Origin of the sequence: Janthinobacterium psychrotolerans, from assembly GCF_001677885.1 — a bacterium.
In the GTDB taxonomy this organism is placed as follows: domain Bacteria; phylum Pseudomonadota; class Gammaproteobacteria; order Burkholderiales; family Burkholderiaceae_D; genus Janthinobacterium; species Janthinobacterium psychrotolerans.
Window position 1 is genome coordinate 326,796 of record NZ_LOCQ01000061.1, and the last position, 11,961, is coordinate 338,756.

Sequence of the window (11,961 nt, forward strand, 5' to 3'; positions counted from 1 at the left end):
GGCAATTATAGTGGTAGCAGTCAGGCAGAGCAGCAAGCCGGAAATGCAGTGCTGCAATCCCGGCCTTTTTATCCCGACATTGCAGCTAGTGTCACGGGCAACGATACCGCGCCGCCATCAAGGCTGGCGGCCGATGGCGATTTCCTTGTATTGCGGGCGCAGCAGGCGGGCAGCGACCGTCTCCGAACTTTCCACCGTGCCGAGCAGCCGGCTCATGCCGGTCGGCAAAGTGCAACGGCCGGTATTGCGGTATTGCAGGGCGGCCGCCAGCATGGCTTCATTGGCGTCGCCGAGCGCATGCTGGTAGTCGTCGGCCACGGCGCAGGTGGGCGCCATGCCGTCGGCATAGTCGCCAAAGCCCTTGGCGTTGACGCCCTGGAACTGCACCGCAAAATAGGTGGTGCCGCAGTTCGGCTGCGGATAGAAGCCATAGGGCTTGCCGCAGGTCGTGCCGCCGATCAGATTGACCTCGACATCGACGCCGCGCAAGCCGTTGATGATCGCTTCGCTGGCCGAGCAAGTATTGCCGGTGGTCAGCAAGGTGACGCGCTTGAGGCCGAGATAGGGCAGCGCCGTGCCCTTGGCCAGCGGATTGGCCGAGGCCAGGCCCTGGCTTTGCGCATGGAAACCCAATGGTGCTTCGCGCCGGATCTTGTCGTTGGCGATGATCTGCTCGAAGGTCTTGCCGCTGGTCGTTTGCGGACCGGCGATCATGTAGGCCAGTTCGCTGGCGACATCGAGCAGGCCGCCGCCGTTGTAGCGTACGTCGAGCACCAGGTCGCTGATGCCGGCCGCCTGGAAGCGGCGCATGGTGTCGACCAGCTGGCGCTCGGCCACATTGTTATGCGTATTGAAGGTCAGATAGCCGACCTTGCCGGTGGGCGTATCGATGATGCGCTCATTCTGCACGGCGCTGGTATTGACTGCAATCGACTGCAAGCTGGCGTTGATGCTGGCGCCGTTGCGCAGGAAGCTCACCGTGTGCCTGCCTTGCGCCGCCGGGAACAAAGCGGCATTGATGGTATCGACGCTGGCCTGGCCGGCCGCGTTGACGAAGTCGACGCCATCGACGGTTTGCAGCACATCGCCGCGCTGCAGGCCGGCCAGCGCCGCCGGCGAGCCCGGCTCGACGATCGTGATCACCGCCTTGCGGGGCGGCGTGGTCTGCGTCAGCGCCAGCAGCATGCCGTAGCCGAGCTCGACACCCTTGAGCGAGGCTTCCCATTCGGCCGTCGTGTAGGTGAAATGAAACCGGTCCTTGAGCTTGCCCGAGGCGGTGGTGGCCGGGGTTTTCAGCACATTGAAATAGGCGATCGGGGTGCTGAAGTTCTGCGGCAAATACGTGGTCGGCACTTCCTTGTACCAGAGATAGCTCTCGTCGATCCAGCTGCGCACCCAAGTCAGCTCATTGAGCAGGCTGCCCTGGCGGTCGCTGGCGTTGCCGCTGCGCGGTTTTTCGCACAGGTTTTGCACGGTATTCGAGGCAACAATGGCCGGCGTAAGGTCGCCGCTACCCGGTGTCGGCGTGCTCGCCGCTGGCGGCGTCGACGTGTCGCTGACGGCCGGACTGCCGCCGCCTCCTCCGCCGCCACAGGCACTGAGCAACACGAACAAGGGAGCCGCCAGCAGGGACACATCGCGCAAGGTTTTCACAATTATTTTCCGCAGAGAAACTATCTGAAGATTATAAGCCTTTTCAAGAAAAGTTAACCATTACAATACTGAAATAAACATGTAAAAATGGCGCCCGCAGGCGCCATTTCATGAGGTCGTTATTTTATCAAGCCACCGTGGCCGGCAGCGGTGGCGCCACCGGCGCACTGGCCGGCACCGGCACCGGGGAATTGAACGCGCTCAGCAGGCTCGCTTCCTTCTCCTTGGCCGCTTTCAAGTGGCGCTCCTTGACATGGCCATAGCCGCGGATATCTTCCGGAATGCTGGCGATGGCCACCGCCTGCGCCAGTTTGGCCGTGGTCAGTTTCGGCAACAGGGCGCCCACCGTGCGGCGGTAGTCATCGATCAGCGCGCGCTCCATCTTGCGCTCGGCCGTGTAGCCGAAGATATCGAACGCGCCGCCGCGCAAGCCCTTCATTTTCGCCAGCACACCGAACGCCTTCATCATCCACGGGCCAAATTCCTTTTTCACCAGGTGGCCCTGGGCGTCGGTTTTCGCCATGATCGGCGGCGCCAGGTGGAACTTGAGCTTGATGTCGCCTTCGAACATGGCGGCGATCTTGGCCTGGAACGCGCCATCGGTATACAACCGCGCCACTTCGTACTCGTCCTTGTAGGCCATCAGCTTGTAGAAGTAGCGCGCCACGGCTTCCGTCAAACGCAGCTGCGGGCCGTTCAGGGCGGTTTCGGCGGCGCGCACCTGGCCCACGAAGTCCAGATACTGCTGTGCATAGGCGCGGTCCTGGTAGGCCGTCAGCAGGTGCACGCGTTTTTCGATGATGTCGTCGAGCGTGTCGATGCGCTTGAATTCCACCACCTTGGCCGGCGCCGTCATGCGCTGCAGGCTGGCGGTATCGTGGGCGCCCGCGCGGCCCCAGTTGAAGGCCGCCTTGTTGAAGGCCACCGACACGTTGTTCAGGTCGATTGCCTTCATGATCGCCGCTTCACTGAGCGGTACCTTGCCCTTTTGCCAGGCGTAACCGAGCATGAACATATTGGTGGCGATCGAGTCGCCCATCAGCGCCGTGGCGATCTGGCCCGCGTCGATAAACTCCACATGGTCCTTGCCGCAGGCTTTTTCGATTTCCATGCGCGCGGAAGCACCCGGGAACTGCCAGTCCGGGTTTTTCACAAAGGCCGCCGTCGACGAACTGGTCGAGTTGATCATGGCCCAGCTGCGGCCCTCGCCCATGCGCGACAAGGCGTCGCGGCTGGCCGTGACGATCAGATCGCAGCCGATCACCAGGTCGGCCGCGCCGGTGCCGACGCGCGTCGAATGGATATCTTCCTGGCGGTCCGCCAGGCGCACGTGCGACATCACCGGACCGCCCTTTTGCGCCAGGCCGCTCATGTCGAGCACGGAACAGCCCTTGCCTTCGACATGCGCCGCCATCGCCAGGATCTGGCCGACGGTGACCACGCCGGTGCCGCCGATGCCGGTCACCAGAATGCCGAACGGTTCGGCCGTCGACGGTATCACCGGCGTCGGCAAAGCCGGCACTTCCGGGCCGCCCTGATCAAAGCTGGCCGCTTTTTTCGGCTTTTTCAAGCCGCCGCCTTCGACCGTCACAAAGCTCGGGCAGAAACCGGTGGTGCACGAAAAATCCTTGTTGCAGGACGACTGGTTGATCTGGCGCTTGCGGCCCAGCTCGGTTTCCAGCGGCTCGACCGACAGGCAGTTCGATTGCACGGAACAGTCGCCGCAGCCTTCGCAGACGGCTTCGTTGATCACGGCGCGCTTGGCCGGGTCCGGGTATTCATTGCGTTTGCGGCGGCGGCGTTTTTCCGAGGCGCAGGTCTGGTCATAAATCATGGCCGACACGCCCGGCATGTCGCGCAGTTCGCGCTGCACGTCCATCAGTTCGGAACGGTGGCGCACGGTCACGCCCTCGGCCCAGGCGTAGCCGGACGGGTATTTTTCCGGTTCGTCGGTGACGACGATGATCGGGCCCACGCCTTCGGCGGCGATCTGGCGCGAGATGATGGCTGGCGACAATGGCCCATCGAATTCCTGGCCGCCCGTCATCGCCACCGCATCGTTGAACAGAATCTTGTAGGTGATATTGACCTTGGCCGACACCGCCGCGCGGATCGCCAGGATGCCCGAGTGAAAATATGTGCCATCACCGAGGTTGGTAAACACGTGCTTTTCATTGGTGAACGGCGCCTGGCCGACCCAGGTGACGCCTTCGGCGCCCATATGGGTAAACGTCGACGTTTCGCGGTCCATCCACAGCACCATATAGTGGCAACCGATGCCGGCCAGGGCGCGCGAGCCTTCGGGCACCTTGGTCGAACTGTTGTGCGGGCAACCCGAGCAGAAGAACGGCGTGCGGTCCTTTTGCGGATCGGGTTTCACGCTGATCGCTTTGAGGACGTTTTCTTTCGCTTCCAGGTAGGCGATGCGTTGCTTGACGCGCTGCTCGACCGGATGGCCGGCGTAGTAGCGCGAAATACGGCTGGCGATCGCACGCGCGATCATGGCCGGGTTCAGTTCATAGGTGGCCGGCAGCAGCCAGTCGCCGTGGCCGGTGCCCTTCTGGTTGCTCCATTCGCCCGTGTCGTCGAACTTGCCGACCACGCGCGGACGCTCGCCATCCTTGAGGTTGTACAGCTCTTCCTTCAGGGCGTATTCGAGGATTTGCCGTTTTTCTTCCACCACCAGGATCTCGTCCAGACCCTTGGCAAACTCATGCACGCCGTCCGCTTCCAGCGGCCAGGTCATGCCGATCTTGTAGAGGCGAATGCCGATATCGGAGGCGGTCTGCTCGTCGATGCCGAGGTCGGCCAGCGCCTGGCGCGTGTCCAGATACGATTTGCCGGCGGTAATGATGCCGATGCGCGCCTTCGGGCTGTCCCAGATGATTTTATTGAGCTTGTTGGCGCGCGCATAGGCCAGCGCGGCATACCATTTGTAGCTGTTCATCCGTACTTCCTGGTCCAGCACGGTGTCCGGCCAGCGGATGTTCAGGCCACCGGCGGGCAGCTCGAAGTCGGTCGGCAGGGTGATCTGCACGCGGTCCGGATCGAAATCGACGGCCGCGCCCGACTCGATAATGTCGGTCACGCATTTCATCGACACCCATAGCCCCGTGTAGCGGCTCATGGCCCAGGCGTGCAGGCCGTAATCGATATATTCCTGCACCGACGACGGGTACAGCACGGGGATGCCGCAGGCGTTCAGGATATGGTCGGACTGGTGCGCGGTGGACGAGGATTTGGCCGCATGGTCGTCGCCGGCCAGCACCAGCACGCCGCCATGTTTGGCGGAACCGGCATTGTTGGCGTGCTTGAACACATCGCCGCAGCGGTCCACGCCAGGGCCCTTGCCGTACCACATGCCGAATACACCGTCGTATTTGGCGTCTTCGAACAGATTGGTCTGCTGCGTGCCCCACACGGCCGTGGCCGCCAGGTCTTCGTTCAGGCCAGGGTGGAATTTGACGTGGTGTTCGTCGAGGTATTTCTTGGCTTTCACGGCCGTCATGTCGACGCTGGTGACGGGCGAGCCGCGGTAGCCGGTGATATAGCCGGCCGTATTGAGGCCGGCCTTGAGGTCGCGTTCGCGCTGCATCATCGGCAGGCGGATCAGCGCCTGGGTGCCGGTCATGAACGCGCGGCCGCGCTCCAGGGTGTATTTGTCGTTCAGGGAAATCTCGGACGCGGGCGCGCCCGGCTCAAGAATCGAGCCCTTGATCGGTGCATTCATTACTTGTCTCCATTATTCTCTGTGCTACGCGTGCAAAGTCGGTTGAACTCACACGTACCGCCATGCCTTGTAAGCGCGACGGTGCGGAAAAATGACTTGTTTGTCGTAGACTACCACAGGAATGCGCGCAGTTCTTTTGCTGCACTGCACTCCTGCTTTGGTACTTTTTGATGCCTCTTTTTGCTGGCAATGTCGGATTACGCTGCGCTAATCCGACCTACATCACGAGCGTAGGTCGGGTTAGCCGGAACGGCGTAACCCGACAAGCACCAGCAATGCGTCAAACAGCCGTCAATACACCGCGCTTGATCTGGTCCAGCTCGATCGATTCGAACAGCGCGCGGAAGTTGCCTTCGCCGAAACCCTGGTCGCCCTTGCGCTGGATGATCTCGAAGAAGATCGGGCCGATCACCGTCTGCGTGAAGATCTGCAGCAGCAGTTCGCGCTCGGTTTCGGTACTGTGGCCGTCGATCAAAATGCGCAAACGGCGCAGTTCTTCCAGTTGCTCACCGTGGTTCGGCAGGCGGCGGTTGACCAGCTCGTAATAGGTTTCGATGGTGTCCTGGAAATCGATGCCGGTGTCGCGCATGCCTTGCACGGAAGCATAGATATTGTCGGTACCGAGCGCGATATGCTGGATGCCTTCGCCGTGGTACTGGTCGAGGTACTCGGCGATCTGCGATTTGTCGTCCGACGATTCATTGATCGGAATGCGGATCTTGCCGCAAGGCGAGGTCATGGCTTTCGACTTCAGACCGGTGTGCTTGCCTTCGATATCGAAGTAGCGCACCTCGCGGAAATTGAACAGGCTTTCATAGAAACCGGCCCATTCCTTCATGCGGCCACGGTGCACATTGTGCGTCAGGTGGTCGATATAGGTCAGGCCGTGGCCGACCGGATTGGCCACCGCGCCGGGAATGGCGACGAAGTCGACGTCATAGATGCTGATGTCGCCGATGCCGCCCGGCGCCGGTGCGCCCTCCTTGTCGGAGCCCTTGCCGCGCCAGCGGTCGACAAAGTACAGCAGCGAGTCGCCCACACCTTTAATTGCAGGAATATTGAGTTCCATCGGCCCGGTTTTATTGTCAAAGCCCCAGGCGCCCAGTTCCAGCGCGCGGCGGTACACGAACGCCGCGTCGTCGACGCGAATCGCGATCGCACACACGGACGGGCCGTGATGGCGGGCGAAGCGCTGGGCGAACGAATCCTGCTCGGCGTTGATGATGAAATTGATGTCGCCCTGGCGGTACAGGGTCACATCCTTGTGCCGGTGGCGCGCGATGGCCGTAAAGCCCATGTTCTCGAACAGCTCGCCCAATGCTTTTGGGTCTGGTGCTGCATACTCGACGAACTCGAACCCATCGGTACCCATCGGGTTATCCCAAGGCTGAAATTGCATGATGTCTCCTCCTAGAAGTAGGGCACAGTATAGGCGGGGCCGGCCGGCATTAAATGCCAAAGATCTCCCGAACAAGCATGATTTGCGCAATAATATTGCGTGAAACAAGTCCCACGGAGGTACGCATGAGCAAAATTACGCTGGATAAAACCGACCGCAAGATCCTCTCGGTGCTGCAGGCCGACGGCCGTCTGTCGAACCAGGATGTGGCCGAACAGGTCAGCCTGTCGCCGTCGCCGTGCTTGCGGCGGGTAAAACGGCTGGAGGAAGCGGGCGTGATCCGCCAGTACGTGGCCCTGCTGGACCCGGAAAAGATCGGCCTGGGGCTATTGGCTTATGTCAACGTGCGGCTGGAAAAGCACAGCGACGCCTCGGCCCATGCGCACAGCACGGCGCGCGTGCTGGCGCCCAACCTGGTGACCAATACCTCGCCGCGCGCCGACTTTGCGGTGGCCGTGGCGCAGTGGCCGGAAGTGGTGGCCTGCTATGCGATGACGGGCGAAATGGATTATCTGCTGCGCGTGCATGTGGAAGACATGGAGCATTTTTCGCGCTTCATGATGGCGACCCTGCTGCGCCACCCGGCCGTGCTGGACGTGAAATCGAGCTTTGCCCTGCAGCGTATCAAGGACACCACCGCCCTGCCCTTATTGTGATGGCGGGCCGGGCTTCTTCTTGCGGCCCGGCAAGCGATCCCACAGCTTGGAGGCGGCGCGCGCATTGGCCTTGAGCGTATAGTCGAACATGGCGAACTGTTCCTGCACCGCCTCCTGCAGCATGCTGCCCGGATTCGGCGGCAGCAGTTTCAAGTAGGCGTCCGCTTCGCCATATTCGCGCTGGATTTCCATGCCCGCCTTCCTGGCGATATGCATCATCGTCTTGTTCGACGACAGACAGTGCATATACAGGGTGTCGACATCATTGTTGCGGCAGTGTATCGCCGCCCGCTCGAACAATTTCGAGCCCACGCCCCTGCCGCGCATCGATGGCGACACCGACACACCAAACTCGGCCACCTGCTCCTTGCTCGTCACCACGCTTTTGGCGGGCGACTGGTCTTTCGGCGCGAACGCCAGGTGGCCCACGCCGACCAGCTTGAAACTGCTGCTGTAGACGCCGTAGACCATGTCGCGCGAAAAATCCATCTTCTGCACGTATTGCGCCACCAGCTCATCGGGCAAGGCGCTGCCAAAGCGCAGCAGGCGGTCGCTTTTTTCCAGCGACAGGAAATGCTTCATCATCCGACGCCGGTCGCGCTCATGCAGCTGCTTGACCAGCACGGCGGGACGGCCGTCGCCGTTTTTTTGCAGCCAGCGGCGCAAGGGATTCTGGAACAATTTGGGCAGGGTCATGGCCGTTCCGTGTTGCTGATAACATTGATGACAGCCTCGACCCGCGCAGCATGGATCACGCCCGGAATGCGTTTCGGCTCCTGTGCGCACGACAGCGCCAAGGCGCCCGCATCGACGCCGCGCACGGCCGCCAGCACCGCCTGCAGCCAGCCAGACTGCGGAAAAGCGCCAACTTGCCGAACGCGGGCATCGCATTCCACCGCCTGCAGCAGTTGCACAAAGCGCTGCGGCTTGCGCAGGCCGTCGCAGCGCTCGCATAACCGCACCAGTTCCTCGGCGCTCAAGGCCAGGGCGCTGCTTATGGCTGCCTGTTCACGCGCCGCCATCACGGCCAGTTCGCGGCAATCGTTGGGCACGCGCAGGCGCTCGCTCAATATGTTGATTTTTGCCACCGGCACGGCCAGCATCAGCACGGCAAAACGCACGCACAGCTCATGGTTTTCGCTAGCGGCGCGGTCGACCACCTGCAGCAGGTGTTGGTTAACGGTCAGTTCCGGCAGAATGCGCGCCAGCGCGCCGCAGTCCTGCAGCACCGTCAGCATGCGCGACGGTTGCGCTTCCATCAGGCCTTTGGCCACTTCCTGCCAGACGCGCTCGGCCACCAGGGCGTCGACTTCGCCCTGCGCCACCATGGCGCGCATCAGCTCCATGGTCGCCGGCGCCACCTTGAAGTCGCCGAAGCGGGCCGCAAAGCGGGCCAGGCGCAGCACGCGCACCGGGTCTTCGCCAAAGGCGTCGGACACATGGCGAAACACCTTGTTCCTGATATCGTCGACGCCGCCAAACGGATCGGTGAGCGCACCGTCTTCATCGCGGGCAATCGCGTTGATGGTGAGATCACGCCGCACCAGGTCGTCTTCCAGCGTGACGTCGGGCGCCGCATGGAACACGAAGCCGCGGTAGCCGGGTGCGGTCTTGCGCTCGGTGCGGGCCAGTGCGTATTCTTCCTGGGTGGCCGGATGCAGGAACACGGGGAAATCCTTGCCGACCGGACGGAAACCCCGGCGCAGCATCTGCTCGGGCGTGGCCCCCACCACCACATGGTCATGGTCCTTGACCGGCAGGCCCAGCAAGGCGTCGCGCACGGCGCCGCCGACCGTATAAATCTTCATGTCAAACAAGGTCTCATCTAGTCGGGCAGATCGGCATCGTGCCTGGCCGCCACTTCGGTTTCGGCCAGCGCTTCGCTGATCCAGCGCGCCACGGCCGGGTGCGCCTGCACGCGCTCGCAATAGGCGTTCAGGGCCGGCGCCAGCGATACGCCATAGGTCCGGAAACGCATGACGACGGGCGCGAAATAGGCGTCGGCAATCGAAAACTCGCCGAACAGGAACTGGTGGTGGCCGAAACGCGACAAACACTCTTCCCAGATTTCGCTGATGCGGCCGATATCGGCCTGGGCGCCCGGCGTGCGGCCGCGGCCCGGCAGATGCGCCTTGATATGCATGGACATCGCGTTGCGCAGGTCGGTAAAACCCGAATGCATTTCGGCGCAGATGCAGCGCGCCATGGCGCGCGCGGCCACGTCCTGCGGCCACAGATGTTTATCCGGGAACTGTTCGGCCAGGTATTCGCAAATGGCCAGGCTGTCCCAGATGGTGATCTCGCCGGCCAGCAATACCGGCACCCGGCCACAGGCCGAATATTCGGCGATCTTGCTCGACGTGTCTTTCTGGTCGAGCAAGACGCGCACTTCCTGGAAAGGAATGCCGAAGGCGGTCAGCGCCACCCACGGGCGCATCGACCACGAGGAATAATTCTTGTTGCCAATGATAAGAGTCAGGCCTGGCTCGCGGGCGCTGGCCAGCGCTTGCGTCAGGCTGGGGTCGAGAACGGTGGTTTGCATGATCGGCTGTCAGTTCAGTTAAAGTTAAGGCAAATCGGCGGCAATCGCACTGTTCTTCGGCCCCACCGTGCCCAGCCGCGCTTTGAGCGACTGCGGGCTTTTCTCGAACAGGGCCGCATAATAGGTGGCGTTGGACATCACGTTTTTCACATAGGTGCGCGTTTCCGTGTAAGGGATGATCTCGGCAAACACGGCCCCTTCCAGCGGGCGCGTCATGGTGGCGCGCCAGGTGCGCAAGCGGCCGGGCCCGGCGTTATAGGCAGCGCTGGCCAGCACCTGCGAGCCGTCCAGGCCGCCCAATACCATGTTCAGGTAGTTGGTGCCCAGCATGACGTTGGTGCGCACATCGCTCAGGGTTTCCGTGACAAAATCGGTCAGGCCGATCTTCTTGGCCACATAGCGCGCCGTCGACGGCATCACCTGCATCAGGCCGGAAGCGCCCACATGCGACTGGGCATCCATGATAAAGCGCGATTCCTGGCGGATCAGGCCATACACCCAGGCCTTGTCCAGCCCCAGGCTCTTGGTGGCCGGATGCATCACATCGTCATGCGGCGTCGGGTAGCGCTGCGTATAGTCCACTTCCAGGCGCGTGCGGTCGGAGGTGTTGACCATGCGGTCGAGCACGTTGTTCTGGCGCGCAAATTCTGCGGCCGCCAGGTGCTGGCGATCCGTCATCGAGCGCAATTCCCAGTTCCACTCGCGCGTGCCTTCGAAGCGCAGGCGCATATTGAAAAATTTCAAGGCCCGCTGCAAGCCCGGGTTGGCGGCCATGGCGGCGATTTCCGCCGGGGTGATCGCCTGGCCCGGCGGCGGCAACACCAGATGGTTGCCCAGCTCTTCGTTGGCCAGCAAGCCGTAGAAATTCGACTGGTCATTGATGCTGCGGTACAACTTGTCGGCCTGGGCGTTCGGGCGGCCCGGAGTTTCCGCCTGCAGCGCACGCGCCAGCCAGTAAACCCAGGCCGGGTCCTGGCGCAGGGGCGACGGCATGGTCTCGATGGTCGATTTCACCAGCGGCCAGTTGCCTTCACGCAGGGCAATCCTGGTCTTCCATTGCATCTGCTCCTGGCTCAGCGGTGCGCCAGCCGACTTTTGCCAATAATCAAACGCGTCCGGCGACAGCGAATACGAAGCCTGCAAGGCCACATTGGACCAGCCGATCGCCTGCTCCTGCGCCGTCAATTGCGACAGGTTCTTTTGCAGCGCCACCACGCCCAATCTGAGCGTGCTGCGGGCCATGCGGCCGACGGCCACCAGGTACATTTCATGGTCGGCGCGGCTGTCGCCCGGCCCCTTGGCCAGCGCCAGCGCCGGCAAATCGATGGCCTGCGCCACTTTCGCGTCCGACGCGCCGAGCAGCAGCGCGACGCGGCGCGCCGGGCCAGTGGCATTGCTCTGGCCGGCCAGGCGCAGCTGCGCCCACAGGTCGTTGCTGTCGAACTGGCCGCTTTGCGCCAGCGCCGTGATCAGGCTGCCGCACGCTTCGCCATAGCCGGCTGGCGATACCAGCAGCTTGCGCGCCTCGTCGGCCACTTTCTGGCCCTTGGCCACGCGCGACATCAGGGCATAGCATTTCAACTGGGTATCGTCATCGAGCGCAAACTGCGGATATTGATCATCGAAAATCACCCAGTTGCGCTGGCGGCCCAGCTCCAGCAGCCAGTCGTTGCGGAAGCGGTCGGCGATCGCGCTGCCCTTGTAGCGGGCCAGGTAATCGCGAAATTGTGCTTCCGTCAGCTGCCGGATGCGCGGTTTGAGCCGATAATAGTCGACATAGGACGGCACCTGGTAATTGGCCAGGCGGCTGGCGTAAAAGTCGACCTTTTCAAGATCGTCCTTGCGCGCGGCGTCGCGCAGCAGCAGGAAAGCGTCATCTTCGCTGCGCGTATCGGGCACGGCCGGATTGACTGGGGTGGCGGCCTGGGCAAATGCGGCCAGGGGGGAGAAGGCGGATGCAACACACAGCATCGTACCGGCA

8 protein-coding genes are annotated in these 11,961 nt (G+C 62.4%); 1 reads left to right on the forward strand and 7 read right to left on the reverse strand.

Going from position 1 to position 11,961, the window contains the following annotated elements; all coding sequences use genetic code 11:
- Positions 1-117: 117 nt before the first annotated feature.
- The 3 genes from ASR47_RS23510 to hppD all read right to left on the reverse strand — a co-directional run bounded on the left by ASR47_RS23510 (position 118) and on the right by hppD (position 6,782).
- The gene (locus ASR47_RS23510) at positions 118-1,653 is read right to left on the reverse strand and encodes a S41 family peptidase (RefSeq protein ID WP_065310197.1); all 1,536 of its coding nucleotides are present in this window, start codon (positions 1,651-1,653) and stop codon (positions 118-120) included.
- Positions 1,654-1,780: 127 nt separating this feature from the next.
- Positions 1,781-5,383, reverse strand: a complete 3,603-nt coding sequence (locus ASR47_RS23515; RefSeq protein ID WP_065310198.1) for an indolepyruvate ferredoxin oxidoreductase family protein — start codon at positions 5,381-5,383, stop codon at positions 1,781-1,783.
- A 280-nt stretch (positions 5,384-5,663) separates the two neighbouring features.
- Positions 5,664-6,782 (reverse strand): 4-hydroxyphenylpyruvate dioxygenase, encoded by a 1,119-nt coding sequence (gene hppD, locus ASR47_RS23520; RefSeq protein ID WP_065310199.1) that lies wholly within the window; start codon positions 6,780-6,782, stop codon positions 5,664-5,666.
- 125 nt (positions 6,783-6,907) lie between these two features.
- On the opposite strand from hppD, the gene ASR47_RS23525 reads away from it, so the two are divergent.
- Positions 6,908-7,438, forward strand: coding sequence for an Lrp/AsnC family transcriptional regulator (locus ASR47_RS23525; RefSeq protein WP_065310200.1), 531 nt, complete (start codon positions 6,908-6,910; stop codon positions 7,436-7,438).
- On the opposite strand, the gene ASR47_RS23530 is transcribed toward ASR47_RS23525, so the two are convergent.
- Genes ASR47_RS23530 through ASR47_RS23545 form a run of 4 tightly spaced genes read right to left on the reverse strand, consistent with a single transcriptional unit; the run spans position 7,430 to position 11,951 of the window.
- On the reverse strand, positions 7,430-8,134 hold the full coding sequence (locus ASR47_RS23530; protein WP_065310201.1) for a GNAT family N-acetyltransferase: 705 nt from the start codon (positions 8,132-8,134) through the stop codon (positions 7,430-7,432). The two genes, ASR47_RS23525 and ASR47_RS23530, sit on opposite strands and share 9 nt — an antisense overlap.
- Positions 8,131-9,246: a tRNA nucleotidyltransferase/poly(A) polymerase-related protein gene (locus ASR47_RS23535; protein ID WP_065310329.1), complete on the reverse strand. Its 1,116-nt coding sequence runs from the start codon at positions 9,244-9,246 to the stop codon at positions 8,131-8,133. The genes ASR47_RS23530 and ASR47_RS23535 overlap by 4 nt, the downstream gene beginning before the upstream one ends.
- 17 nt (positions 9,247-9,263) lie before the next feature.
- Entirely contained in the window at positions 9,264-9,980 is a 717-nt protein-coding gene (locus ASR47_RS23540) for a glutathione S-transferase family protein (RefSeq protein WP_065310202.1), read from the reverse strand.
- A 24-nt stretch (positions 9,981-10,004) separates the two neighbouring features.
- The gene (locus ASR47_RS23545) at positions 10,005-11,951 is read right to left on the reverse strand and encodes a lytic transglycosylase domain-containing protein (protein WP_171899025.1); all 1,947 of its coding nucleotides are present in this window, start codon (positions 11,949-11,951) and stop codon (positions 10,005-10,007) included.
- Positions 11,952-11,961 lie beyond the last annotated feature (10 nt).

Bases quoted from the DNA above. Each gene is read 5' to 3' on its own strand.
- ASR47_RS23515 (WP_065310198.1), bottom strand. From the start codon at position 5,383: ATGAATGCACCGATCAAGGGCTCGATTCTTGAGCCGGGCGCGCCCGCG.
- ASR47_RS23525 (WP_065310200.1), top strand. From the start codon at position 6,908: ATGAGCAAAATTACGCTGGATAAAACCGACCGCAAGATCCTCTCGGTG.
- hppD (WP_065310199.1), bottom strand. From the start codon at position 6,782: ATGCAATTTCAGCCTTGGGATAACCCGATGGGTACCGATGGGTTCGAG.
- ASR47_RS23530 (WP_065310201.1), bottom strand. From the start codon at position 8,134: ATGACCCTGCCCAAATTGTTCCAGAATCCCTTGCGCCGCTGGCTGCAA.
- ASR47_RS23540 (WP_065310202.1), bottom strand. From the start codon at position 9,980: ATGCAAACCACCGTTCTCGACCCCAGCCTGACGCAAGCGCTGGCCAGC.
- ASR47_RS23535 (WP_065310329.1), bottom strand. From the start codon at position 9,246: ATGAAGATTTATACGGTCGGCGGCGCCGTGCGCGACGCCTTGCTGGGC.
- ASR47_RS23545 (WP_171899025.1), bottom strand. From the start codon at position 11,951: ATGCTGTGTGTTGCATCCGCCTTCTCCCCCCTGGCCGCATTTGCCCAG.